Origin of the sequence: Streptomyces sp. NPDC047085, assembly GCF_040643735.1 — a bacterium.
Taxonomy (GTDB): domain Bacteria; phylum Actinomycetota; class Actinomycetes; order Streptomycetales; family Streptomycetaceae; genus Streptomyces.
In genome coordinates this window covers 37928-61274 of the sequence record NZ_JBEYUW010000021.1, presented here as the reverse complement: position 1 = coordinate 61274, position 23347 = coordinate 37928, and the positions used below count along the sequence as shown (strand labels likewise).

At 72.9% G+C, this 23347-nt stretch carries 23 protein-coding genes; 6 read left to right on the top strand and 17 right to left on the bottom strand.

Translation table 11 applies throughout. The annotated features are described in order from the left end of the window. Nucleotides 1–24 precede the first annotated feature (24 nt). The 9 genes from ABZ865_RS40430 to ABZ865_RS40390 all read right to left on the bottom strand — a co-directional run bounded on the left by ABZ865_RS40430 (nt 25) and on the right by ABZ865_RS40390 (nt 10770). Complete coding sequence (locus tag ABZ865_RS40430; RefSeq protein ID WP_361242022.1) at nt 25–1059, bottom strand: glutamate ABC transporter substrate-binding protein; 1035 nt, start codon at nt 1057–1059, stop codon at nt 25–27. Nucleotides 1060–1073: 14 nt separating this feature from the next. Next, complete coding sequence (locus tag ABZ865_RS40425; RefSeq protein ID WP_361242019.1) at nt 1074–2447, bottom strand: hypothetical protein; 1374 nt, start codon at nt 2445–2447, stop codon at nt 1074–1076. A gap of 280 nt (nt 2448–2727) precedes the next feature. Then, nucleotides 2728–3711: a BadF/BadG/BcrA/BcrD ATPase family protein gene (locus ABZ865_RS40420; RefSeq protein WP_361242016.1), complete on the bottom strand. Its 984-nt coding sequence runs from the start codon at nt 3709–3711 to the stop codon at nt 2728–2730. Further along, nucleotides 3702–4967: a 6-phospho-beta-glucosidase gene (locus ABZ865_RS40415; protein WP_361242013.1), complete on the bottom strand. Its 1266-nt coding sequence runs from the start codon at nt 4965–4967 to the stop codon at nt 3702–3704. Before ABZ865_RS40415 ends, ABZ865_RS40420 begins: the two co-directional genes overlap by 10 nt. 6 nt (nt 4968–4973) lie before the next feature. Beyond that, entirely contained in the window at nt 4974–5870 is an 897-nt protein-coding gene (locus ABZ865_RS40410; protein ID WP_361242010.1) for a carbohydrate ABC transporter permease, read from the bottom strand. Between the two features lie 2 nt (nt 5871–5872). Further along, nucleotides 5873–6814 carry a sugar ABC transporter permease gene (locus ABZ865_RS40405; protein WP_361242007.1) on the bottom strand — a complete coding sequence of 314 codons (942 nt, stop codon included), beginning with the start codon at nt 6812–6814 and terminating at the stop codon, nt 5873–5875. Between the two features lie 3 nt (nt 6815–6817). Continuing rightward, the gene (locus ABZ865_RS40400) at nt 6818–8161 is read right to left on the bottom strand and encodes an ABC transporter substrate-binding protein (protein ID WP_361242004.1); all 1344 of its coding nucleotides are present in this window, start codon (nt 8159–8161) and stop codon (nt 6818–6820) included. A 58-nt stretch (nt 8162–8219) separates the two neighbouring features. After that, nucleotides 8220–9431 carry an ROK family transcriptional regulator gene (locus ABZ865_RS40395; RefSeq protein ID WP_361242001.1) on the bottom strand — a complete coding sequence of 404 codons (1212 nt, stop codon included), beginning with the start codon at nt 9429–9431 and terminating at the stop codon, nt 8220–8222. Between the two features lie 238 nt (nt 9432–9669). Then, entirely contained in the window at nt 9670–10770 is a 1101-nt protein-coding gene (locus ABZ865_RS40390) for a mechanosensitive ion channel family protein (RefSeq protein WP_361241998.1), read from the bottom strand. Nucleotides 10771–11076: 306 nt separating this feature from the next. On the opposite strand from ABZ865_RS40390, the gene ABZ865_RS40385 reads away from it, so the two are divergent. Further along, on the top strand, nt 11077–11613 hold the full coding sequence (locus ABZ865_RS40385) for an HNH endonuclease (protein ID WP_361241994.1): 537 nt from the start codon (nt 11077–11079) through the stop codon (nt 11611–11613). A gap of 226 nt (nt 11614–11839) precedes the next feature. Here ABZ865_RS40385 and ABZ865_RS40380 read toward each other — a convergent pair whose 3' ends face one another. From ABZ865_RS40380 to ABZ865_RS40360, 5 genes are all read right to left on the bottom strand, one after another. Continuing rightward, entirely contained in the window at nt 11840–12442 is a 603-nt protein-coding gene (locus tag ABZ865_RS40380; RefSeq protein ID WP_361241991.1) for a hypothetical protein, read from the bottom strand. Beyond that, on the bottom strand, nt 12439–13815 hold the full coding sequence (locus tag ABZ865_RS40375) for a hypothetical protein (RefSeq protein WP_361241988.1): 1377 nt from the start codon (nt 13813–13815) through the stop codon (nt 12439–12441). The genes ABZ865_RS40380 and ABZ865_RS40375 overlap by 4 nt, the downstream gene beginning before the upstream one ends. After that, the gene (locus tag ABZ865_RS40370; RefSeq protein ID WP_361241985.1) at nt 13812–14588 is read right to left on the bottom strand and encodes an ABC transporter ATP-binding protein; all 777 of its coding nucleotides are present in this window, start codon (nt 14586–14588) and stop codon (nt 13812–13814) included. The genes ABZ865_RS40375 and ABZ865_RS40370 overlap by 4 nt, the downstream gene beginning before the upstream one ends. 89 nt (nt 14589–14677) lie before the next feature. Continuing rightward, nucleotides 14678–15658, bottom strand: coding sequence for a zf-HC2 domain-containing protein (locus ABZ865_RS40365; protein WP_361241982.1), 981 nt, complete (start codon nt 15656–15658; stop codon nt 14678–14680). Then, a complete protein-coding gene (locus tag ABZ865_RS40360) occupies nt 15655–16260 on the bottom strand; it encodes an RNA polymerase sigma factor (RefSeq protein WP_361241979.1) in 606 nt (201 codons plus the stop codon). The genes ABZ865_RS40365 and ABZ865_RS40360 overlap by 4 nt, the downstream gene beginning before the upstream one ends. Before the next feature lie 159 nt (nt 16261–16419). Here ABZ865_RS40360 and ABZ865_RS40355 point away from each other — a divergent pair, with 159 nt between their 5' ends. From ABZ865_RS40355 to ABZ865_RS40345, 3 genes are all read left to right on the top strand, one after another. Beyond that, nucleotides 16420–16665 carry a hypothetical protein gene (locus tag ABZ865_RS40355; protein WP_361241976.1) on the top strand — a complete coding sequence of 82 codons (246 nt, stop codon included), beginning with the start codon at nt 16420–16422 and terminating at the stop codon, nt 16663–16665. Continuing rightward, complete coding sequence (gene malQ / locus ABZ865_RS40350) at nt 16666–18897, top strand: 4-alpha-glucanotransferase (RefSeq protein ID WP_361241973.1); 2232 nt, start codon at nt 16666–16668, stop codon at nt 18895–18897. Between the two features lie 79 nt (nt 18898–18976). Beyond that, nucleotides 18977–19234 (top strand): hypothetical protein, encoded by a 258-nt coding sequence (locus ABZ865_RS40345; RefSeq protein WP_361241970.1) that lies wholly within the window; start codon nt 18977–18979, stop codon nt 19232–19234. Nucleotides 19235–19427: 193 nt separating this feature from the next. Here the strand turns inward: ABZ865_RS40345 and ABZ865_RS40340 are convergent, their stop codons facing one another. Beyond that, entirely contained in the window at nt 19428–20027 is a 600-nt protein-coding gene (locus tag ABZ865_RS40340; protein WP_361241967.1) for a TetR family transcriptional regulator, read from the bottom strand. A 226-nt stretch (nt 20028–20253) separates the two neighbouring features. After that, nucleotides 20254–20751 (bottom strand): MarR family transcriptional regulator, encoded by a 498-nt coding sequence (locus ABZ865_RS40335; protein ID WP_361241964.1) that lies wholly within the window; start codon nt 20749–20751, stop codon nt 20254–20256. 150 nt (nt 20752–20901) lie between these two features. Between ABZ865_RS40335 and ABZ865_RS40330 the strand changes: the two genes are divergently transcribed. Beyond that, complete coding sequence (locus ABZ865_RS40330; protein WP_361241961.1) at nt 20902–21846, top strand: EamA family transporter; 945 nt, start codon at nt 20902–20904, stop codon at nt 21844–21846. 60 nt (nt 21847–21906) lie between these two features. After that, nucleotides 21907–22872, top strand: a complete 966-nt coding sequence (locus ABZ865_RS40325) for a DMT family transporter (RefSeq protein ID WP_361241958.1) — start codon at nt 21907–21909, stop codon at nt 22870–22872. Here ABZ865_RS40325 and ABZ865_RS40320 read toward each other — a convergent pair. Further along, nucleotides 22859–23311 (bottom strand): DUF5707 domain-containing protein, encoded by a 453-nt coding sequence (locus ABZ865_RS40320; protein ID WP_361241955.1) that lies wholly within the window; start codon nt 23309–23311, stop codon nt 22859–22861. The genes ABZ865_RS40325 and ABZ865_RS40320 overlap by 14 nt on opposite strands. Between the last annotated feature and the right edge of the window lie 36 nt (nt 23312–23347).

The following is a 23347-nucleotide window of genomic DNA, read 5'->3' as shown; positions in this document are numbered from 1 at the left end:
GTGGTTGGCCTGGGTCGGACGGGTTCAGCTGGTGCGCAGGTACTGCGGCGCGGGCGGCCTGGACGGCCCCGCGTCCTTCCCCAGTGTGGCCGACAACCACTTGTCGTACGACGCCTGCCAGCCGCCGGCACGGTAGTCCACCAGGATGCGGTTGACCCGGCGTACCAGATCGAAGGCGTCCTTCTTCATCGCCACGCCGTAGTACTCGGTCGTGAACGCCTCGCCCTTGAGCTGGAGCGTCGGGTCCTGGGCGGCCTGGCTCGCGGCGAGCGCGCCGTCGGTGACGACCGCGTCGACCTCGCCGAGCTGGAGCCGGACCAGGCAGTCGAGCTGGTTGGGGACGGTGGTGGAGATGTCGGTGGAGGCGGGCAGCCGGCCCTGGTCCCGGTCCGCCTTCAGCTTGATGTAGGCGGTGGAACCGGACGCCGTGCAGATCCTCTTGTGCGCGAGCGAGTCGTTGTAGCCGCTGACGGTCGAGGACCTGGGCGCGAGCACCTGCTGGCCGGTCTTGAAGTAGGGGGCGGAGAACGCGACTTCGCCGAGCCGCTGGCAGGTGATGGTCATCGTGCGCACGACCATGTCGACCCGGCCGTCCTGGATGGCGGGGATGCGCTGGCTGGTCGGTATCGCCTTGAACTGCACCGCGTTCGCGTCGCCGAGGATGTCCTGGGCGATCTTGTGAACGAGGTCGATGTCGAAGCCCTCCAGCTCCGCGCCCGCGTTGTTCGGGTTGCGGTAGCCCCAGTGGTAGCTGTTCTGGTCGACGCCGACGACGAGCTTGCGCTTGTCACCCGTACGGGACTTGATGGCGTCGATCGTCGGGCCGTCCGCGCCGGACGGGGAGAGCGTCTGCTTCTGCGCCTCGGAGTCCTTGCAGGCGTCGGCGCGCGCCTGGCTGCCGTTGGCCAGGCCGGGGCCCGCCGTCGGTCCGTCGTCCTCGTGAGCCCCCTGGGTGCGCGGGAGCAGCAGGACGAACGCCAGTGCCAGCGCGCACAGCACCGCCATCACGCCGACTCCGCCCCAGCCCCGCAGGGAGGCCCGTGCACGTGCCGCGTACATCGTCCTGCCCCCTGTCACCGGTACTCCGAAAGCCTGCGGCCGATGCCGGCCACCGCGCCCGCCGCGCCGAGCACGGCGAGCACCGCGGCGCCGACGGGCAGGCCGGCCATGGCGTTGCGCCCGTCGGTCGCGGCCTGCTTGAACTGGGCCTGCTCGTGATCGATGGCGTGGCGCAGGTTGCTGTCGACGCTGTCGAAGCACTCGCCGGTCGCGCCCTTGGCGCCGATCACCTTGGCCAGCGCCTGCTGGTAGTTGCCGTTCTCGTCCTCGGTGCGGGCCGCGGTGTGCCGCTGCTTCCACACCGCCATGTTGCCCTCGGCGGCCGTGACCGGCTGGGTCCCGGCCTGGTCGTCGGCGAGCCGGCGGGCCTCGGCGAGGCCCTTGCCGAGGGCGCTGATGTCCTTGTCGAAGTCGTAGTAGTACGCGTCGTACGTCTGTCCGTCGACCGTGATGGTCTCGGCGCCGCGCGCCACCAGGCTCAGGTTCTCGTTGCCGCGCGCCTTCAGCGAGGCGATCCGGGCGTCGTGCAGCACGTTCAGCGAGCGGATGCCGTCGTCGTAGGAGCCGTTGAGGCCGGACCGGGCGACCATGTGCCCGACGACCAGCCACAGCAGGACGACCGTGGTGGCGGCGGTGGCGGCGACCAGGCCGTGGTTGAGGACGCGGTTGGTGCGGCGGTAGTCGCGGTGCTGGGCGAAGGCGAGACCGGCCAGCGCGACGACCCCGAGCGCGATCGCCGCCCACGGGTACGGCGTCGCGTCCCCGTAGTCGGCGTCCAGCCGCTGGTTCTCCTTCGTGTAGAGGTCCTCCGCCGCCGGGAGCATCTCCCGCTGCATCTTCTCGTTCGCGTACCGCAGATACGCGCCGCCGACCGGATAGCCCTGCCGGTTGTAGGTGCGGGCGCGCTCGATCAGGCCCTTGTACTCGGGCAGCAGCTTGTTCAGCTTGGTGATGGTCGCCTCGGAGGGCGAGCCCGGGTCCGCGTTGGCGGCGGCCGTGACCAGTCCCGCGGCGGCCGTACGGATGTCCTTCTCGTACCGGTCCCGCGACGCCGCGCTCTCCTGACCGCCCGCCAGGAACCCGCTGGAGGCGGCGGTGTTGGCGTCGGCCAGCGAGCGGTAGATGTCGGCGGCGCCCGAGCTGAGCGGCTGGCTGCTGTGCAGCACGTCGTCGGCGGCGGCCGCGCGCTCGCTGCTCTGCCACGCGGTGACCGCCCCGAACGCGACGACCAGCAGCGCCAGCACCGCGCCGATGATCCTGAGCCGCCCCGGCTCGGTGGTCGCGGCGGCCCGCACCCGCTCGGCGCCCTCGACGAAGGCGGTACGACGGGAGGCCGGGGCGGGGGCCTGCGGGCCGGGCTGGGGCGGCACCGTCGCCACGGTGGGCATGACGGACCCCGCCACCGGTGGCGCCGTGCTGCTCGTCGGCGGGTGTGTCACTTGACCTCCCCCATGGTCATCCTTCGCCGCCAAGTATCGCCGCCCGCACCGACATCCGCACCAGCCTTCACTGGATCTTGATCGGATCGCAGTGCACCCTACGGCGGAAAGCCGTTTTCCGCAGCGCCCTCGCGCATGAGGCGGCGCTCTCGCCCATGAATACGCCGGGGGAGGCCGGGCGGTTCCGGCCAGGGCCCGCGACCCCCCGGCGAGACCCGGAAGACAGGCCCTAGGCCTCCCAGTGGGCCCGCGCTCGTGCGTGTGCCTCCGCGCGCGCCCCGAGGTGGTCCAGGCCCAGCAGGGCCGCGCCCAGGACCGGGCTCGCGGTGACGACGTGGACGTCGGCCTTGGGGGCGCGGGTGGTGAGCAGGTCGCGGACGCCGGTGTCGAGCTGGGGGTGCCCGGCGGCGAGGACGCTGCCGCCGAGGAGGACCGGGGTGTGTTCGGCGAGGAGGTCGAGGCGGGTGAGGGCGACCGTGGCCATCGTGGCGACCTCCTCCGCCAGGCGGTCCACGATCGAGCGGGCGATCGCGTCCCCCCGCGCGGCCGTCTCGAAGAGCACGGGGGTCAGTTCGTGGCGGCGGGTGTGGTCGACGTGGTCCAGGTGCAGGGCCTCGATGAGGGCGTACATGGAGGGGAGGGCGAAGTGGGCGGGCAGGGTGCGGGCCAGGGCCGTCGGCTCGCCCCGGCCGTCCTCCGCGCGCGCCGCGTGCCACAGGGCCTCCTCGGCCAGGCCCCAGCCGCCGCCCCAGTCCCCGGAGATGCGGCCCAGGGCGGGGAAGCGGGCGGTGCGGCCGTCGGGGCGCATGCCGACGCAGTTGATGCCGGCACCGCACACCACGGCCACGCCCCGGGGCTCGGCCACACCCGCCCGCAGGATCGCGAAGGTGTCGTTGCGGACGTCCACCGAGGCGCCCCACGCGCGCGCGTGCAGCGCGGTCGCCAACTGCTCCTCCTCCACCGGCAGGTCGGCGTTGGCCAGGCAGGCGGAGACGTGCGAGACGGCGGGCAGGCCCGCTTCGGCCAGCGCCCGGGTGACCGGCTCGGCCAGCGCGTCCATCGCGGCCTCCACCCCCACCGCCGGCGGACGGAAGCCGCCGCCGCGGGCCGTGGCCAGGACCTCGCCCTCGGCGGTGACCACGGCCACGTCGGTCTTGCTGTTGCCCGCGTCGATGGCGAGCACGCTCGCCTTGTCAGGTGCGGTCAGGCCCACGCCAGGTGCTCCCGGTTGTGCGCGATCAGTCGGTCGGTGAGGGCGTCGGCGTACTCGTACTGGCCGATCAGCGGATGGGCCAGCAGCGCCCTGAAGACGCGGTCCCGGCCGCCGCGCAGCGCCGCCTCCAGGGCCAGGTCCTCGTACGCCGTCACGTTGGCGATCAGGCCCGCGTACAGCGGGTCCAGGTCCGGCACCGGCAGCGGCACGGGACCCGTGTGCCCGACCGCCGCCTGCACCTCGATCACCGCGTCGTCGGGCAGGAAGGGCAGGGTGCCCCGGTTGAGCGTGTTCACCACCTGGCACGGGCTTCCGGAGCCGCCCAGCAGGGCCGCCGCCAGGTCCACCGCCGCCTCCGAGTAGAAGGCGCCGCCCCGCTTGGCGAGCAGCGCCGGCTTCTCGTCCAGGGACGGGTCGCCGTACATCGTCAGCAGCTCGCGCTCCATGGCCGCGACCTCTGCGGCCCGGGAGGGCTTTGTGCGCAGCTCCCGTACGACGTCGTCGTGGGCGTAGTAGTAGCGCAGGTAGTAGGACGGGACCACGCCCAGCCGGTCCAGCAGGGGCCGGGGCAGGCGCAGGTCGTCGGCGATGGCGTCGCCGTGTTCGCCGAGCAGCTTGGGGAGGACGTGCGCGCCCTCGGGCCCGCCCAGACGCACCCCCGTCTCCCAGGTGAGGTGGTTCAGGCCGACGTGGTCCAGGTGGACGTCCTTCGGGTCGGTGCCGAGCAACGCCGCGAACTTCCGTTGCAGACCGATCGCCACGTTGCACAGGCCGACCGCCCGGTGGCCCGCCTGGAGCAGGGCGCGGGTGACGATGCCGACCGGGTTGGTGAAGTCGATGATCCAGGCACGGGGGTTGGCCCGGCGGACCCGTTCGGCGATGTCGAGGACCACCGGGACCGTGCGCAGCGCCTTGGCGAGGCCGCCCGCGCCGGTCGTCTCCTGGCCGATGCAGCCGCACTCCAGCGGCCAGGTCTCGTCCTGCTCCCGGGCCGCCTGGCCGCCGACGCGCAACTGGAGCAGCACGGCGTCGGCGCCCTCCACCCCCGCGTCCAGGTCGGCGGTGGTGACGATCCGGCCGCCGTGTCCCTGCTTGGCGAAGATACGGCGGGCCAGGCCGCCCACCAGCTCCAGTCGCTCGGCGGCCGGGTCCACGAGCACCAGTTCCTCGACGGGCAGGGTGTCCCTGAGGCGTGCGAAGCCGTCGATGAGTTCGGGCGTGTAGGTCGAGCCTCCGCCGACCACAGTGAGTTTCATGCTTGCTTAACCCTTCACTCCGGTGAGCGTGACGCCCTCCACGAACGCCTTTTGGGCGAAGAAGAACACGAGGATCACGGGGGCCATGACCAGCACGGTCGCGGCCATGGTGAGGTTCCAGTCGGTGTGGTGCGCGCCCTTGAAGGACTCCAGGCCGTAGGAGAGGGTCCAGGCGCCGGGGTTCTCCGAGGCGTAGATCTGGGGGCCGAAGTAGTCGTTCCAGGCGTAGAAGAACTGGAAGAGGGCGACGGCTGCGATGCCGGGCCTGGCCATCGGGAGGACGACCTTCAGCAGGGTCCTGACGTCCCCGCAGCCGTCCACCTTCGCCGCGTCGACGTACTCGTTCGGGATCGTCATCAGGAACTGGCGCAGCAGGAAGATGGAGAACGCGTCCCCGAACGCCATCGGGATCATCAGCGGCCACAGCGTGCCCGACAGGTCCAGCTGCTTCGCCCAGAACAGGTACATCGGGATGACGATCACCTGCGGCGGCAGCATCATCATCGAGATCACCAGCATGAGCGACAGATTGCGGCCCCGGAAGCGGAACTTGGCGAGCGCGTACGCCACCGGGATCGACGACACCACGGTCAGCACGGTGCCGAGGCCCGCGTAGATCAGCGTGTTCTTCCACCAGGTGAGGAAGCCGGGCGTGTCGAAGACCTTCTTGTAGTTGCCCCACTCCCAGGTGTGCGGGATCAGGTCCCGGCTCAGTGCCTGGGTGTCGCTCATCAGCGAGGTCAGGAACACGAACACGAAGGGGAGCGTGAAGAACAGGGCCGCGGCGACGCCGAGGGAGTGCACGGCGATCCATTCGAGCAGCGCCCGGCGCCGGGCGGTCCGCTCCGCGCCGTACGACACCGGGGGCGCCGGCTTCACCGGGTGGTCCAGTACCTGGGTCATGGTCAGTCACCTGCCTGGATGAGACCGCCCCGGCGTCGCATCAGCAGCGCGGTGAACGCCATCGACAGGGCGAACAGCACGAGCGCCACCACACAGGCCGAGCCGTAGTCGAAGCGCTGGAAGCCGAGGTTGTAGACGAGCTGGGGGAGGGTAAGCGTGGACTTGTCCGGGTAGCCGGGCTCGAACTGGGTGCCCGCGCCCTGGATCACGCCCGAGGCGACCTTCCCCGCGATCAGCGGCTGCGTGTAGTACTGCATGGTCTGGATCACCCCGGTGACCACGGCGAACATCACGATCGGGGAGATGTTCGGCAGGGTCACGTACCGGAACCGCTGCCACGCGGAGGCCCCGTCCAGCTCGGCCGCCTCGTACTGCTCCGTCGGCACGTCGAGCAGCGCGGCCATGAAGATGACCATCAGGTCGCCGATGCCCCACAGCGCCAGCAGGGTGAGCGCCGGCTTGGACCAGGTCGGGTCGTTGAACCAGCCCGGCGCCGGGATGCCGGCCTTCTCCAGGATCGAGTTGACCGGGCCCGTACCGGGGTTGAGGAGGAAGGCGAAGGACATGGTCGCCGCCACCGGAGGGGCCAGGTACGGCAGGTAGAACAGGGTGCGGAAGACGCCCGTACCCGTCTTGATCCTGGTGATGAGCAGGCCGACGCCGAGCCCGAAGACGACCCTGAGGGTCACCATCACCACGACCAGCCACAGGGTGTTGCGCAGGGCGGGCCAGAAGAGCGGGTAGTGCTCGAAGACGTAGGTCCAGTTCTTCCCGCCGCTCCACGTCGGCGGCCTGAAGCCGTCGTAGTGCATGAACGAGAAGTAGACCGTGGAGATCAGCGGGTACGCGAAGAAGACCGCGAAGCCGATCAGCCAGGGCGACATGAAGGCGGCCGTACGAAGCGCGGCCCGGCGGCGCTTCGACGCCAGAGTGACCGTACTCATCGGCTACTTCGCCTGCGCGATGTCCGTGTCGATCTGCGCGGCCGTCTTCTTCAGACCGGCCTTCAGATCGGTGGCCTTGCCGCTCTCGTAGTCGTAGCCGAACTGCTGGATCGTCACCAGGTACACACCGCCGTTGACGGAGGCGGGGGTCGTGGTGGAGTTCGGGTTCGCGGCGATGTCCAGGAAGGTCTTGAAGCGCGGGTCGTACTTCAGCTTCGGGGACTTCAGCGCGGCCAGCGTGGAGGGCACGTTGTGGATGTCGTTGGCGAAGCCGACCACGGCGTCCGTGTTCGTGGTCATGTACTTCACCAGCTCCCAGGCCGCGTTCTGCTTGTGGCTGGTGGCGGCGATGCCCGCGATGGTGCCGGTGATGTAGCCCTTGCCGTACTGGGCCACCTGGTCGTCCGGGACGGGCAGCGGGGCGACGCCTATGTCGAACTTCGGCTTGGCGTCGAGCGCCATCCCGAGCCGCCACTCGCCGTCCAGCTGCATGGCGACCTGGCCGGTGTGGAAGGGGTGCTTGGGGCCCCACTCGTCGCCCAGCGTGGCCCGGAACTTCTCCAGCCTCTGGAATCCGCCGAGTTCGTCGACGAGCTTCTTCTGGAGGGTGAAGCCCTTCTCGAACGCCGGGTCCGTGGCAAGGCTGGACTTGCCGTCCTTGTCGAAGTACGTCGGCGAGAACTGCCCGAAGTAGTGCTCGGTGGTGGACTCCCAGCCGTGGTAGTCCGGCATGAACCCGAGCTGCTTGAAGCCGTCGCCCTGGGGGACGGTGAGCTTCTTGGCGTCGGCCTCGAACTCCGACCAGGTCTTCGGCGGGGCGGCGATGCCCGCCTTCTCGAACGCCGTCTTGTTGTAGTAGAGCCCGTACGCGTCGCCCAGCAGCGGCACGGTGCAGCGGTTGCCGTCGAACTGGGTGTACTCGTTCATCGGCTTCGGGAAGGTCGTCTCCGGGTCGATCCCCGACTTCTTGAAGAAGGGGTTGAGGTCGACCAGCGCGCCCGAGGAGCAGAACTTGCCCACGTTGTTGGTGGTGAACGAGGAGATCACGTCCGGGGCCTTGTCGCCGCCGGTGCGCAGGGCCTGGTTGATCTTGTCGTCGGTCATGTTGCCGACGACGTTCACATGGATGTTGGGGTGTGCCCGCTCGAAGCCGGCGACCAGGGACTTGACGGCCTTCACCTCGTTCGGCGCGCTCCAGGCGTGCCAGAAGTTGATGGTCGTGTCCTTGGAGGCGTCGTCGGTGGCGCCGGAGCCGGACTGCCCGGTACAGGCGGTGGTGAGCAGCGCGAGCGAGGCGGTGAGGACGAAAGCCGCTTTCCGGGCGCGAGAGGGTACGACTTCGGGCATGGCGAGGTCTCCCAGGGACGGAGTGGGTGGGAAAGAGGGGGACTTGCTCGGGCGAGGCTCAGCGCGAGGTGTCGAAGACCTCGTCGCGGGTGGTCGCGAGCGCGGACTCCAACGCGCCGCGCAGCACGGGATGTTCGGTGACGTCGCCGAGGACGAGCCGGGGGCGGGCCGCCGCCAGCTCCTCCAGCTCGGCCTGGAGCAGGCCGCGCAGCACCTCGCCGCCGGCGGTCAGGGCGGAGCCGCTGAGGACGACGAGTTCCGGGTCGAGGACGGAGACCAGCGAGGCCAGACCGGTGGCCAGCCGGGTCGCGTACGTCCGCAGCAGCTCCCGGTGCGGGCCGCCGGTGTGGTCGGCGGCACGCGCGAGGAGTTCCGCGGCGGCCTCGGTGTACGGACCCGAGGGCACGCCCTCGATGCCGAGTTCGCGGGCCAGCTTCGGGACCGCCTGGGAGCCGGCCAGCTCCTGGTAGCCGCCGCTGTTGGCCTTGGTCACCTGCCGTACCAGGGGCGTGCCCGGCACCGGCAGGAAGCCGACCTCGCCCGCGCCGCCGGTCCAGCCGCGGTGCAGCCGGCCGCCGAGGACCAGGGCGGCGCCGAGGCCCTCCTGGTTCCACAGCAGCACGAAGTCCGTGTGGCCCCGGGCCGCGCCGAGCCGCTGTTCGGCGAGGGCGACGAGGTTGACGTCGTTCTCGTACTCGACCGGCATCGGCAGCGCGGCGGCGAGTTCGTCGAGCAGCGCGGGGGAGTGCCAGCCGGGCAGATGGGAGGCGTAGCGCAGCCGGCCGGTGTTGGGGTCGAAGGCGCCGGGGGTGCCGATGACCAGCCGGTGCACGTCGGACCGGGCGAGCCCGGCCGCCTTCACCGCACCGTCGAGCGCGTCCGTCACCTGCCGTACGACCGGGTGCGCGGGCCGGCGTCCGGGGGTGGGCAGCTCGTACTCGCCGACCGTGCGGCCGGTGATGTCGGCGACGGCGGCGCGGATGCGGTGCGGGTTGACGTCGAGCCCGGCGGCGTGGGCGGCGGTGGGGTCGACCGCGTACAGCTGGGCGTTGGGGCCCGGCCGGCCCTCGCTGGTGCCGGTGACCCGGACCAGTCCGGCCGCCTCCAGGCGGGCCAGCAGCTGGGAGGCGGTGGGCTTGGACAGGCCGGTGAGCTTGCCGATCCGGGTGCGGGACAGCGGCCCGTGCTCCAGCAGGAGGTCCAGGGCGGCGCGGTCGTTCATGGCGCGCAGGACGCGCGGGGTGCCCGGCGTACCGGCGGTTCCTGCCATGGGGTTCGCACCTGCCTTTCCAGCTGCCCAGCTTTCCAGTGGTCCGTCCACGGCGTCCAGCCTTGATCACCGGCCGCCGGGGAAGATCACTGTTAGGAAACTTTCCTATTGTGGTGGGAGGAACGTAAGCCCAGGACGAAGAGGGCGTCAATAGACAACGCCCCCGAGGCAACAGACTCGTTACCTCGGGGGCGTCGTCGGCCGTTCCGCCGCTGGGCCCGCTCCTGCTGCCGGAGCCCTACTTCGGCGCCGACCGCTGCTGCGGTGTGATCGGGGAGGCCGCCGTCGACTGGGGCGACTCCGCGTTGGAGTAGACGGAGGGGGCGGCGACCGCGGCGGTCGGGTCGGGGGTGTCCTCGACGTCCTCCACGGCCGTCTCACCGCCCACGATGCGGATGCCCGCCGTGTCGAAGGCCTGCTTGACGCGCCAGCGCAGCTCGCGCTCGACGGTCAGCGACTTGCCGGGCATGGTCTTGGCCGAGACCCGCATCACCATGGAGTTGATGAGCACGCTGTCCAGGCCGAGCACTTCGATCGGGCCCCACAGCAGCTCGCTCCAGGGCTCCTCCTTGCTCATCCGCTCGCCGACCTCGCCGAGCGTGGCCTTCACCCGGTCCAGGTCCTCGCTCGCCCGCACCGTCACGTCGACGCCGGCGGTCGCCCAGCCCTGGGAGAGGTTGCCGATCCGCTTGACCTCGCCGTTGCGCACGTACCAGATCTCGCCGTCGGCGCCGCGCAGCTTGGTCACGCGCAGGCCGACCTCGATGACCTCGCCGGAGGCGACGCCCGCGTCGATCGTGTCGCCGACGCCGTACTGGTCCTCCAGGATCATGAACACGCCGGAGAGGAAGTCGGTGACCAGGTTCCGGGCGCCGAAACCGATCGCCACACCGGCGACACCGGCGGAGGCCAGCAGCGGCGCCAGGTTGATCTTGAAGGTCGACAGCACCATCAGAGCGGCCGTGCCGAGGATCAGGAAGCTCGCCACCGACCGCAGCACCGAGCCGATCGCCTCCGAGCGCTGCCGGCGCCGCTCCGTGTTGACGAGCAGACCGCCCAGCGACGTCTGGTCCACCGACTGCGCGGTCCGGTTCATTCGCTCGATCAGCTTGGTGATCGCCCGCCGCACCACCGCTCTCAGCGCGACCGCGATCACCACGATCAGCAGGATCTGCAGACCCATCGCGAGCCAGGTCGACCAGTTCTGCTCGACCCAGCTCGCCGCGTTCGTCGCGCTTTCCTGGGCGTCCTGAAGCGTCGGCACGGCCGGGGACGGCGACCCCGATGGGGACGGGGACGGCGACGCGCCGGCGGCCAGCAGGACGACGGGCAAGGACACGGCAGGTACCTCCATGGTGCTGCGCGGTCCGGTCCGGCGAGGCGGTCAAGGTCACGAAAAGGACACCGGACGGACCGAACCAACACACTAACGGGGGATTGTGTGTGCCCGTGCCGCTCCCCGGAAGAGACCCCCGCCCCACCTGGGGCTTGAACAGGCCATGATCCGGGGGATGAATCAGGTGTGGTCGAAAACACTCCCAGCCCGTTACCGGGACATGGTGGCGCGTTCACCAGGCATGAGGGGAGACTGACTGCAGATCGTCCCGGCGCGAGCCACGCGCCGCCGACGCCCAAGGAGGCACCCGTGCCGCATGTCCTGGTCCTCAACGCGTCGTACGAGCCACTCGGCGTCGTACCGCTCCGCCGCGCGCTCGTCCTCGTCCTGGAGAACAAGGCAGTCTGCCTCGAGGAATCCGGCGCCTTCATGCACAGTGCAACCGTTACCGTCCCCGCACCCAGCGTGGTCCGGCTCAAGCGATTCGTACGGGTTCCCTACCGGGGGCCCGTTCCTCTCACCCGGCGCGCCCTGTTCGCCCGCGACGGGGGCCGGTGCATGTACTGCGGTGGCGTCGCAACCAGCGTCGACCACGTCATCCCGCGCAGCCGCGGGGGCCAGCACGTCTGGGACAACGTGGTGGCCTCCTGCCGCCGCTGCAACCACGTCAAGGCCGACCGCCACCTCGTCGAACTCGGCTGGCGGCTGCGCCACAAACCGGCGCCGCCGACGGGTCTGGCCTGGCGCATCATCGGCACGGGCCATAGGGATCCGCGCTGGCTGCCCTACTTGCAGCCGTACGGCGCGGATGATGCTCTGGCCCGGATCGACGGCATCTCTGCCTAGTCGATCCGGGCCGGTCGTGTCTGTGGCGACATCCGTCGGGCCGGGGCGCGGGACGCCGCCCCGGCCCGACGGGCGCCGCCGGTGGCCCCGGCCCGTCGGGTGCCGTCCGTGGCCTTAGCCCGTCGGCCTCCGCCTGCGGCTTCAGCCCGCGTCGGCCTCCGCCTGCGGCTTCAGCCCGCGTCGGCCTCCGCCCGTGGCCTCAGCGCGTCGGCCTCCGCCTGCGGCCTCAGCCCCGATGCCCCTCAGGGCGTGCGCCCCGCACCACGTACAGCAGTGCGCCCAGCGTGAAGGCGCACAGCGCCGCCACCCACGCGCCGGTCTCCGCGCCCGGCTGCATCGGCCACGCCCACACCGTCACCCCGCGCCCGCGCGCCCCCGAGGAGGCCAGGTACACGGCCGTCACATAGCCGAACGCGGGCAGCCAGCTCAGCCGCGCCCCGAGCAGGACGGCCGCGCCCGCCGTCATGCCCGTACAGCCGAGCGTGTTGCGGATCATCGCCGGCGCCCCGAAGACCTCCGGATGCCCGAGCACCGCCACCGGCAGCAGCAGCGCCGCCAGCGCGGTCAGCGCCCCCAGATGGGCCAGCCGGCGCGGCCACCAGGGCCGTACCGCCGTCCGGTCCAGCTCGTCCGAGGCCGAGTACAGGCTGGTGCCGATCACGGCGGCCGCCAGCAGCGGGGCCAGGGCGACGACGGGGATCCGGCGGTCGGGGTCCACATAGGTGTCCATGCGGTCGGCGGCCCAGACCGCGAAGGCCGTCGTGGCGGCGAGCGCGCCCAGGGTGGCGGGAAGGGCGCGGGACCGCGCGTACAGGAGGAGTCCGGTCACAGGCCGGGCACCCCCTTGGTGTCACAGCGGCCCGCGGTCGCGAAGTAGGCCGACAGCCATGCCCTGCGTTCCCTCTCGCTCATGGACGCCAGGTGGTCCCGGGCGGCGTCCCGCTTCCGCCGCTCGGCCCGCTGGGCCGCGGTGCCGTGTGCGTCGACGCCGTCGAAGTACGCCTCGGAGGGGCTGGGAGCCAGATAGTGCTCGACCGCGTCGTCCAGGGCGCGGACGCGCGGGTCGGCGCACTCCCCGTGCTCCTCCAGGGCGGCCACGGCCTCCCAGGCGTACTGCCGCGGATCGGTCAGCCGCCCCCGTACGACGGACCAGCCGAACGGTGTCAGCATCGGCAGCTCGGCCTCGTCGGCGCCCGGCTCGCCCGCGCGGTCCTCCCAGCGCACCGGCAGGTTCTGTACGCCCTCCAGCTTGCCCGTGATGCCCGAAAGGGCATCCCTGACCTGCGGGAGCATGCCCGCGTACCGGGCGTTGACGCAGACGGCCGGGGTGGTGGAGGTGTCGCAGACCTGGCGTCGTACGAGCGGGTCGGTGTGCCACAGACCGTCCCCGCTCTGCACGAGCAGCGCGCCGGCGGCCACGGCGGCGGCCAGCGGCAGCAGGGCCGTGGCCCGGCGCCGGGCGGCGTACGCCAGGGCCGCGGCCACCGCCGCCCCGCCCGTCCACACGGCCATGGCGAGTGGCTGCCACCACACCGGCTCCAGGCTGTCCAGGACGGGAAAGGCGGGGTTCAACCGGGCGCCGGATCCCGAGTGGCCGGAGGCCACGACCCCGAGCCCCGCATACCCGGCCATCGCCAGCAGCGGGGCCGCCAGCCGCGTCGGTACGATCCGCCCCACCACGTGCCCGGCCAGCGCGGCCGCCGCCATGGCCACCGTGTCCCCCGGCAGCAGGGCGAGGTGCGGCCGGTCGCCCTGGGAGAAGGGCCAGGTGGCGAGCAGGGCGAGGCCCACCGCGACCAGGTAGCCGGCGGCCGCCCAGAGCGCCACCGGCACGGCGGACGCCAGGAACCGGACGAGCGGCGACCGGACGACCGTCCCCCACAGCTCCTCGGTACCGCGCCGCCGCTCCCGCCCGCCCTGCCAGCAGCCCGCGGCGGCCGCCAGCGGCACGGTGATCAGCAGGGCGTTGTGCACCTCGGAGGCGGTCACCGCCCAGCCGCCCTGCCAGCGGGCGGAGGAGCCGGCCAGCATCGCGCCGAGCGTGAGCAGGACGGCGGCCCCGGCGGAGGGGGCGAAGCCGCGGACGGCTTCGGCGCGGAGGGGGTGGTGGTGCGGGATGCGCGTGGCCGCTTTCTGCCCGGCCTTCTGTTCGGCCTTCTCTCCGGCGTTCTCTCCGGCCTTCTCTTCGGCTACGGGGGTCATCGCACCGTCTCCCGTCGCGTACCCGGCGTGCGGTGGGCGCGCAGGGCGGTCGTGTAGCCGCGCTCGATCGGGTGGTCGCCCGGGCCGTCGGACGCCTCGCCGAGCAGGGTGAGCGTCTCGGGGGTGCCCCGGTAGGCGATCCGGCCCGCGTCGAGCAGGGTGACCTCCGTGCAGGCGGCGGCCACGTCCTCCACGAGGTGCGTCGAGACCACCACGGTCGCCGAGGCGCCCAGCTCGCGCAGCAGCGCGCGGAACTCCACGCGCTGTTCGGGGTCGAGGCCGGCGGTCGGCTCGTCCAGCAGCAGCACGCTCGGGTCGTTGACGATGGCCTGGGCGATGCCGACCCGGCGGACCATGCCCCCGGACAGCGTCCTGATCTTCGCGTCGATGCGGTCTGTGAGGCCGACCCGGGCCACCGCGCGTTCCACGGCGGCCGGGGTGCGGTCGGCGGGCAGCTCCTTCAGCCAGGCCACGTACGCCACGAACTCGCGCACGGTGAACCCGGGGTAGTAGCCGAACTCCTGCGGCAGATAACCGAGTCGGCGGCGGATCCCGGCCCGTTCGCGGTGGTCCGCGCTGTCCTGCCCGAGGATCTCCACCCGCCCGCCGGACGGCCGGGCCACCGTGGCCAGCACCCGGATCAGAGAGGTCTTCCCGGCCCCGTTCGGCCCGAGCAGCCCGTGCACACCGGTGCCGAGCGTCAGGTCGAGGGAGTCAAGGGCAAGGGTCTTGCGGTGCCGGACCCGCAGGCCGGTCACACGGAGAGAACTCAAGGCGTCTCCAGGGGAGTTCACAGGGGGGCGAGGGGAGTTCAGGGGGTTCGGAAGGGGGAGTTCAGGGGAGTGGGTGCCCGGACCTCGGGTCAGCGGCGGAGCAACTCGTCGTACGCCGGGCGGCGGGCCGCCAGCAGTACGGCGCCCAGGACGGCCGCGGCCGCCCAGATGCCCTGGGCGCCGGTCCCGTCGAGGCAGCGGGAGAGCTGCTCGGCCAGCCGTGCGGTGCCCTCGCCGCCCGGCGCGGCGGGCACCGGCGCGAGGACGGCGCACAGCCAGCCCCCCGCCGTGACGCCGGCCGCCGTCCGGCAGCCGACGAAGGAAGCCAGGGCCAGCGAGCCCAGCGTCAACGCCAGCCCCGGCAGCAGCCAGGCCGCGGCCGCGGGGGCGCCCGAGGCGGGCAGCAGCGCTCCGGCGAGGGTCAGCAGCGGCAGGCTCACCCCGAGGACGGCCGCCGTCCGGGTGAGCGCCAGCCGCAGCCCGCCGCCCGGGGTGGCCGCGGCGACCTCGTACAGCGGGTCGGCGTGCGGCCCGTACGACAGGGCCACCCCGGCGACGGGCACGACGGGCGCGATCGTCAGCAGCAGCGCCCGCGCACCGGGAAACCCGCCCGCGTGCCCCAGCACCATCGCGCCCACGGCCACGACGAGCACGGCGGGCAGCCACGCCCCGCGCACGGCGGGCCCGGCGGCCCACAGGAGCCGGGCGAGGCGGGTGAGTTGGGGGAGTTGTGGGTGCTGGGGGAGCGCCGGGGCGGGGGCCGTAGCGCGCAAGCGCCGCCGCATGGAAGGCTTGCGGGGCGCAGTCTCCCGTGCCGGGGCCGAACCGGGCGCCGCCTTCCGTACCGGAGCCGCCCCCAGCGCCGTCCCGAGCACCGCCTCCCGGACCTCCGCCAGCACCACCCCCGCCGCCGTCCCCCGTACGGCGGCGGAGGCACGGGCCGCGCAGTCCGCGCAGTCCTCCAGGTGTTTCTCCAGGGACCACGCGTCCGGTTCCGGCAGGGAACCTTCGGCATAGCGGGCCACGAGGTCGTCGGAGGCGTGCCAGATGTGTGCGTTGCCGTTCCTCATGCCGGGCCTCCCGCCGGGGTCGGGTTCAACTGGGCGAGCGCGGACCGCAGTTCGGCGCGGGCGCGGCGGGCGCGGGACTTGACCGTGCCCTCGGGTATGCCGAGCAGCCGGGCCGCCTCACGCGTGCTCAGCCCGTCGACGACGGTCGCGCGCAGCACCTCGCGCAGCTCGGGGGAGATCCGGTCGAGGGCGGTGCCGACATCGCCGTACTCCAGGCCGTCCAGCACCCGGTCCTCGGCGGAGGGCGCGGCGCCGGTGTCGTACCGGCCGACGGGCTCCGTCTCCAGCGGCGGCCCCGCCAGCCGCGCGGCCCGCTCCTGCGCTCGTCGCGCATCGACCAGCCGGCGTGCCGCGATCGTCCACAGCCAGCCGCCGGCCTCCTGCCCGCGGTGGCCGGCCGCCGACCGCCACACGGTCACGAAGGTGTCCTGCAGCACCTCCCGCACGACCTCCGGATCGGGGCAGCGGCGCGTCAGTCGCGCGTGCAGCCAGCCCGCGTGCCGGTCGTAGAGGTCGGCCAGTGCCGCCGGATCCCCCGTCGCGACGGCCCGCAGCAGGGCCGCGTCCCCGGCCGCGCCGTCCTTCTCCCGGTGGCCCCCCATGGGGCGGAACAGTCTCACAACCGGTTTATCGATCAGGTGGCCGGCGCCGGTTCACGGTGGCTCGCGCATCCGTGCTCCGCCGGTCCCGGGAGTGTCGCCGCCGTCTCGGGGTAGGCCTGCGGTAATCCATCAGAAGCCGTACTCGACAAGGAGGCCCCCGTGGCCGCACCGGCTCATCTCTCCGTCCCGGCCCAGTGGAAACCCGTGGCGGATCCGTCCGCCGAGACCGACGAGGCGCCTCTGTGCGCGTTCAGCGCGGAGAGCGCCTGCGCGGAGGCACCGCTGACCAGCGAACCGCCTCTGCCCGACGCCGAGCCCCTGACCAGTGAACCGCCCCTCGCCGACGCCGCCCCGCTGACCAGCGAGTCCGACCCCGTGCCCAGCTGCTTCGGCCCGGGGCTGTAGATGGCCGCGGCGCAGGACGACACGGCCGCGGCGCCCGACGACGAGGAGCTGTCCCGGCTCGCCGAGCTGCACGGAGTCGCCACCTCCTACAGCCCCTCCCCGGACCGCACGGTCGCGGTCCCCGCCTCCGCCGTGGTCGCCGCCCTGGCCGCCCTCGGCGTCGACGCGGGCACCCCCGACGCCGTACGCGCCGCACTCGCCGAGCGGGAACGCGAACTGCGCGAACGACTGCTCCCGCCCACCGTGGTCCGCTGGGCCGGCCGGGCGGGCCGTTCCCCCGGCGACCCCGACGCTCTGCCCGCGTCCGACGCTCTCGCCGCATCCGACGCCCATGGCGCGCCCCGCGTTCTCGCCGCCCTCGCCGCCTCCGACACCCACGCCCCGCCCCACGCTCTCGCCCCGCCCGACGCCTTCGCCGCGCTGCCGCCCGGTACCCGCCTGCGCGTCGAGACCGAGGCGGGGGAGGAGCGGGACGGGATCGAGGGGCTGCCCGCCGGTGTGCACCGGGTCACCGCCACCGCTCCCGACGGCCGCACCGGGCACACCCACCTCGTCGTCGCGCCGGACCGGCTGCCCGCCCCCGCCACCCGCTCCTACGGCCTCCTCGTCCAGCTGTACTCGCTGCTCTCCCGCCGCTCGTGGGGCATGGGCGACCTCGGCGACCTCGCCGAGCTGGCCGGCTGGGCCGCACGCACCGCCGGAGCCGGGTTCGTGCAGGTCAACCCGTTGCACGCGGCCGTACCGGGAGCCCCGACCGACCCGTCCCCGTACCGGCCCTCCTCCCGCCGCTTCCCGGACCCCGTGCACCTGCGGATCGAGGACATCCCCGAGTTCGCGTACGTCACGGACCAGGGCCGGGTCCGCGCCCTGCTGGAGCGCGCCGAACGGCTGCGCGCCGACGTCCTCGACAAGGGCGCCCTCATCGACCGGAACGCCGTGTGGCAGCTGAAGCGGGAGGCTCTGGAGCTGGTCGTCCAGGTCCCGCTCGGGCCGGGCCGGCAGGCCGCGTACGACGCCTTCCGCGCCGCCGAGGGGCAGGCCCTGGAGGACCACGCCACCTGGTACGCCCTCGCCGAGACGTACGGCCCCGACTGGTACGCCTGGCCCGAGCCGCTGCGTGACCCGCGCTCCGCCGGCACCGCCCGCGCCCGCGCCGAGCTGGCCGACCGCGTCGACTTCCACGCCCGCCTCGCCTGGCTCACCGACGGCCAGCTCCGCGCCGCCCAGCGGGCCGCCCGGGAGGCCGGGATGGCCGTCGGGATCGTGCACGACCTCGCCGTCGGCGTGCACCCCGGGGGCGCCGACGCCTGGGCGCAGCAGGACCACTTCGCCGCCGGCATGTCGGTGGGCGCCCCGCCCGACGCCTTCAACGCCCGCGGCCAGGACTGGGGGCTGCCGCCCTGGCGCCCCGACCGCCTCGCCGCCTCCGGCCACGCGCCCTACCGCCGGCTCCTGCGCGCCCTCTTCCGCTACACCGGCGCCCTGCGCATCGACCACGTCATGGGCCTGTTCCGGCTCTGGTGGGTCCCCCAGGGCAGCCCGCCCACCGAGGGCACCTACGTCCGCTACGACGCCGACGCCATGCTCGCCCTCCTCGCCCTGGAGGCCTCCCGTGCCGGGGCCGTCGTCATCGGCGAGGACCTGGGCACCGTCGAGCCCGGCGTGCGCGAGACGCTGCAACGGCACGGGGTGCTCGGCACCTCCGTGCTGTGGTTCGAACGGGACTGGGAGGGCGACGGCCGCCCGCTGCCGCCCGAACGCTGGCGCGCCGACTGCCTGGCCACCGCCACCACCCACGACCTGCCGCCCACCGCCGCCCGCCTCACCGGCGAACACGTGGACCTCCGCGACCGGCTCGGCCTGCTGACCCGCTCCGCCGCCGTGGAACGCGCGGAGGCCGGCGCGGACACGGCGGAGTGGCTCGCCCTGCTCGCCAGCCTCGGCCTGCTCGACGGCCCGGCGGCCGGGCCCCTCGGCTCCGACGAGGAGGCGGAGATCCAGGCCGTCCACCGCTACCTGCTGCGCACCCCGGCCCGCCTGATCGGCGTCTGGCTCCCCGACGGCATCGGCGACCGCCGCCCGCAGAACCTGCCGGGCACGTGGGACCAGTACCCGAACTGGCGGCTGCCGATCGCCGACGCGGAGGGCCGGCCGGTGACTCTGGAGGAACTGACCGCATCGCCCAGATTGCGGGCATTACTGGGTGTTCTCCGGGAGGGAGCGGGGTCGTGAGTGCCAGGCGGCGGGGGCGAGCGCGCTTGTACGGGACCCCGGACGCGCGCCCTTCCGGGTGATTCGCTAACTTGAGACCGTGGACAAGAAGAACGCCCTGCGCGCCGGCGCCCTGGCCGCCGGTACGACGCTGATGATGCTGCTCATGTCGTCCCCCGCGCTCGCGCTGACCCGCGACGACGGCGACGACCCTGGCCAAGGTCTCAGCGTCATCGAGACCGTGGGTCTGTACGTGCTGCTCCCGGTCGCGCTGTTCGTGGTGATCGCCGGCCTGGTCATGCTGCTGGACAAGTCCAAGACCCGGGTCACGAAGGGCAGCACCCCGTCCAAGGCCTGACCGGACCGACCGGATCGCTGAACCGGATCGCCGGGCCGGTCGCTGGACGGGATCACCGGGTCGGATCACCGGGCCGGATCGCCAGATCGTTCCGCCGAGGGCGCCAGTCCTCCCGTGCGTACGTGCGTGATGTCGCCGTACGCCGGGTGAGGACGGCGCCCTCGGCGTATTTCAGGGGCGTCAGGGGCAGTCGTCAGGGGCTCGGCGCGGTCAGATACCGCTGGATGGTCGGGCCCACCCACGCCACCACCTCCTCGTGGTGCAGCGCCACCACCGGCGGCAGCCGCAGCACGTAACGGGTGAGCGCCACCCCGAGGACCTGCGCGGCACACAGCCCCGCCCGCGCCGGAACCTGCTCGGGGTCCGGACACGCCTGCCGGGCCACCGGCATCAACTGGTCCCGGAACACACCCTGCAGCCGCTCGGCCGCGGTCTGATCCGTGACGCCGACCCGGAGCATGGCCGTCAGCTCCTCGTTCTCCTCCCACAGCCGCAGAAAGTGGGTCACCAGCGCCCGGCCCACCTCGTCCCGTGGCACCTGTGTCAGGTCGGGCAGGCGCAGATCGAGCGTGACGGCCGCGGCGAACAGTCCCTCCTTGCTGCCGAAGTAGCGCATCACCATGGAGGGGTCGATGCGCGCGTCCTTGGCGATGGCCCGGATGGTGGCCCGCTCGTAGCCGTCGGCGGCGAAGCGCTCGCGGGCGGCGGCGAGGATCGCGGTACGGGTGGCTTCGGAGCGGCGCGCGGGGGCGCGGCCGCTGCCGCGTGTGCTGTTGCTGGCGCTTGAGGTCATGCCAACAAGCGTAGGCCAACAAATGTTGACACTCGCCCCGCCCGCCGCAAGACCGCCGCCCAGATCACCGGCATCGGCTACCACTTACCCAGCGCCCCGGGGTGCCCACCGCCTCACCGGCGCCCGCGGATACGTGGCCTGGGCGGCCGACTCCGCCGGCCCGGCCGCGGTCGAGGAGGCCCTGACCCGGCATCTGGCCCTCGGGGCTGAGACCTTCCCGGGGCGGCTACTTGGCCGTCGCGCGCAGCAGGTTCCGCAACAGGTCGGCCAGCTGGCCGGCCTGTTCGTCGTCGAGGGCGGACAGCGCGTCCTGCTGCTGCGCCAGGCCCGCGCCGACCGCCTCGTCGATCAGCCGCAGCCCCGCGTCCGTGAGCGTGACGCGCAGGCCGCGCCGGTCGTGCGGGTCGGGGGAGCGGCGCAGCAGCCCGGCCCGCTCCAGCTTGTCCAGGCGGCCGGTCATCCCGCCGGTGGTGAGCATGAGGGTCGCGGACAGCTCACGGGGCGAGAGGGTGTACGGCTCGCCGGAGCGGCGCAGCGTGGCCAGGACGTCGAACTCGCCGCGGGAGATGCCGTAGGGCTCGTAGGCCTTCTCCATGCGGTCGCCGATCGCGCGCGAGAGCCGGTGGATCCGGCCGAAGACCTCCATGGCCCGGGTGTCGAGGTCGGGCCGCACCCGCGCCCACTGGTCGATGATCGCGTCGACGGGGTCCTTGCGCTGTTGCATGCGCAGAGTATCCGCCCCGGTTCCGGTCGCCCGCAAGTAAGTGGCTTGACGATAAGTAGCTTAGCGCTAAGCTAATTACTGCTGACCTACTCGACCACTCGAGTATTCGGCCCACCCGGCCTACTCGGTTTCTCCGGAAGGGTGCCTCTCATGGCCACCAGTCGCGCCGCCCTCATCGCCGTCACCGCCCTGGCCCCCGTCTCCTGGGGCACGACCTACGCCGTCACCACCGAGTTCCTGCCGCCGGACCGGCCGCTGTTCACGGGCCTGATGCGCGCCCTGCCCGCCGGACTGCTGCTGCTCGCCCTGACCCGCGTACTGCCGCGCGGCGCCTGGTGGGGGAAGGCGGCCGTGCTGGGCGCGCTGAACATCGGCGCGTTCTTCCCGCTGCTGTTCCTGGCCGCGTACCGGCTGCCGGGCGGCATGGCCGCGGTCGTCGGCTCGGTGGGCCCGCTGTTCGTGGTCGGGCTCTCGGCGGTCCTGCTCGGACAGCGGGCCTCCGTCCGCTCGGTGCTCGCCGGGATCGCGGCCGCGTTCGGTGTCAGCCTGGTCGTGCTGAAGGCCGCCGGGGCGATGGACCCGATCGGTGTGCTGGCGGCCGTCGCCTCCACCGCGTCGATGTCCACCGGCACGGTCCTCACCAAGAAGTGGGGCCGGCCCGAGGGGGTCGGCCCGCTCGCCCTGACCGGCTGGCAACTGACCGCGGGCGGCCTGCTCATCGCCCCGCTCGCCCTGCTCGTCGAGGGCGCCCCGCCCGCCCTGGACGCCCCGGCGATCGGCGGCTACCTCTACCTCGCGCTGGGCAACACCGCGGTGTCGTACTGGCTCTGGTTCCGCGGCATCGGCCGTCTGACCGCCACTCAGGTCACCTTCCTCGGCCCGCTCTCCCCGCTGACCGCCGCGGTCGTGGGCTGGGCGGCGCTCGGCCAGGCGCTCGCGCCGGTCCAGCTGGCGGGCATGGCGCTGGCGTTCGGCGCGACGATCGCCGGGCAGCTCGGCGGGGCAACCGCGAAGTCCCCGCGATCGTTCAGTTTCACTGAAAAGAATGCCAAGGAGGTTTCGATGGACGTGACAGGTCAGGCGCTGCGACGGTAGATCCACGCCGACCGACCCGCAGAAAGGACCTCCGTGGCGCCAGCCCACCAGAAGACCACCATGAAGCTCACGAGGGGGATCACCAGGAAGACCACTGGAAAGACCATCACCGGTACGAGCCCGAGGACGGCCCCCGTCCTCGGGCTCGCCTGTGCCGCGCTCGCCACGGTCGTCTGGTCCGGCAGCTTCGTGACGTCCCGCGCGCTGCACGACAGCGTCCCGCCCGTCCAGCACGCCTTCTGGCGCTGGGTGATCGCCCTCGTCGCTGTCGCCCCCTTCGGCGCCCGGCGGGCCTGGCGGCAGCGGGCGCTGTTCCGCCGGCACGCGGGCTACGTCCTCCTCGCCTCCCTGCTCGGCGTGGCCGTCTACAACACCCTCGTCAACCAGGCCGGGCTGACCACCCCGGCCGCCAGCATGGGCACGATCATGGCCGCCTCGCCGGTGCTGATGGCGCTGTTCGAGCGGCTGGGCGGGGTACGGCTCGGAGCGCGCCGGACGACCGGACTGCTGACGGCCTGCGCGGGCGTCGTCCTGCTCATGGGCGGCGGGGCGGGCTTCGGCGCGGGCGACCTGTGGATGCTCGCCGCGTCCTGCTGCTTCGCCGGCTACAGCGCCCTGCTCCGCCGCCGCCCCGCCGAACTCGGCGGCACCGCCTTCCTGTTCACCACGTTCCTCGTCGGCACCGTCCTGCTGCTGCCCGTCCAGGCCGTCAGCCTCGCCGTCCAGGGCGGCTTCCGGCCGACGCCCGGCACCCTGCTGCCCCTGCTGTACGTCGGCGTGGCCTCCTCGGCGGTCGCCTTCTTCGCCTGGAACAAGTCCATCGCCCTGATCGGCGCGGCCCGCGCGGGCGCCGTCTACTACCTCCAGCCCGTGTGCGTGGCCCTGCTGTCCTGGGCGCTGCTCGGCGAGGCCACCGGACCGCGTCAACTCCTGTGCATGGCCCTGATCCTGGGCGGCGTCATGCTGGGCGCGGGCAGCGGCCGGCGCCGCTGCCGCGATCTGTTCAGCCTGTTCAGCCGACGGTGAAGCCCGCCGCCTTCTTGTCCAGGGTGGTGGTGCCGTCCTTCGCGGTGGCGAGCACGGCGACCTGCCAGGCACCGCGCGGGGACGAGGTGACGTCGGCGCCGGTCACTGGAGTCGTGTAGGTGCAGCGCACGGTGTCCTCGCCGACGGGCTTGCAGGTGGCCGACTCCACCTGGGTCATGTCCTTGACGGTCAGCTCCTTCTTGGCCAGGGAGGAGTTCGCCGGCCAGGGCAGAACCTTCACGCTCTTGACGCCGGAGGACGCCGTGACCTCGGTGGTGAACGTGAGCGAGCCGTCCCGGCCGCCGTCCGGGGCGGTGTAGTGGGCGGTGCTGTGCGCGAGGGCGGGCGGCTGGTCCCCGGCGTAGGCGAGGGCGAAGGCCCCGGCGCCTCCCAGGACGACGACACCGGCGGCCAGGGACAGGGTGATACGTCGGGACATGACGGGTTCTCCGTAACTGCCTCGGATGGATGGTGC

Excerpts from the sequence above, each read along its gene's own strand:
- ABZ865_RS40430 (WP_361242022.1), bottom strand. The coding sequence starts at position 1,059 with ATGTACGCGGCACGTGCACGGGCCTCCCTGCGGGGCTGGGGCGGAGTC.
- ABZ865_RS40425 (WP_361242019.1), bottom strand. The coding sequence starts at position 2,447 with ATGCCCACCGTGGCGACGGTGCCGCCCCAGCCCGGCCCGCAGGCCCCC.
- ABZ865_RS40415 (WP_361242013.1), bottom strand. The coding sequence starts at position 4,967 with ATGAAACTCACTGTGGTCGGCGGAGGCTCGACCTACACGCCCGAACTC.
- ABZ865_RS40410 (WP_361242010.1), bottom strand. The coding sequence starts at position 5,870 with ATGACCCAGGTACTGGACCACCCGGTGAAGCCGGCGCCCCCGGTGTCG.
- ABZ865_RS40405 (WP_361242007.1), bottom strand. The coding sequence starts at position 6,814 with ATGAGTACGGTCACTCTGGCGTCGAAGCGCCGCCGGGCCGCGCTTCGT.
- ABZ865_RS40400 (WP_361242004.1), bottom strand. The coding sequence starts at position 8,161 with ATGCCCGAAGTCGTACCCTCTCGCGCCCGGAAAGCGGCTTTCGTCCTC.
- ABZ865_RS40395 (WP_361242001.1), bottom strand. The coding sequence starts at position 9,431 with ATGGCAGGAACCGCCGGTACGCCGGGCACCCCGCGCGTCCTGCGCGCC.
- ABZ865_RS40375 (WP_361241988.1), bottom strand. The coding sequence starts at position 13,815 with ATGACCCCCGTAGCCGAAGAGAAGGCCGGAGAGAACGCCGGAGAGAAG.
- ABZ865_RS40365 (WP_361241982.1), bottom strand. The coding sequence starts at position 15,658 with ATGAGGAACGGCAACGCACACATCTGGCACGCCTCCGACGACCTCGTG.
- ABZ865_RS40360 (WP_361241979.1), bottom strand. The coding sequence starts at position 16,260 with ATGGGGGGCCACCGGGAGAAGGACGGCGCGGCCGGGGACGCGGCCCTG.
- malQ (WP_361241973.1), top strand. The coding sequence starts at position 16,666 with ATGGCCGCGGCGCAGGACGACACGGCCGCGGCGCCCGACGACGAGGAG.
- ABZ865_RS40340 (WP_361241967.1), bottom strand. The coding sequence starts at position 20,027 with ATGACCTCAAGCGCCAGCAACAGCACACGCGGCAGCGGCCGCGCCCCC.
- ABZ865_RS40335 (WP_361241964.1), bottom strand. The coding sequence starts at position 20,751 with ATGCAACAGCGCAAGGACCCCGTCGACGCGATCATCGACCAGTGGGCG.
- ABZ865_RS40330 (WP_361241961.1), top strand. The coding sequence starts at position 20,902 with ATGGCCACCAGTCGCGCCGCCCTCATCGCCGTCACCGCCCTGGCCCCC.
- ABZ865_RS40325 (WP_361241958.1), top strand. The coding sequence starts at position 21,907 with ATGAAGCTCACGAGGGGGATCACCAGGAAGACCACTGGAAAGACCATC.
- ABZ865_RS40320 (WP_361241955.1), bottom strand. The coding sequence starts at position 23,311 with ATGTCCCGACGTATCACCCTGTCCCTGGCCGCCGGTGTCGTCGTCCTG.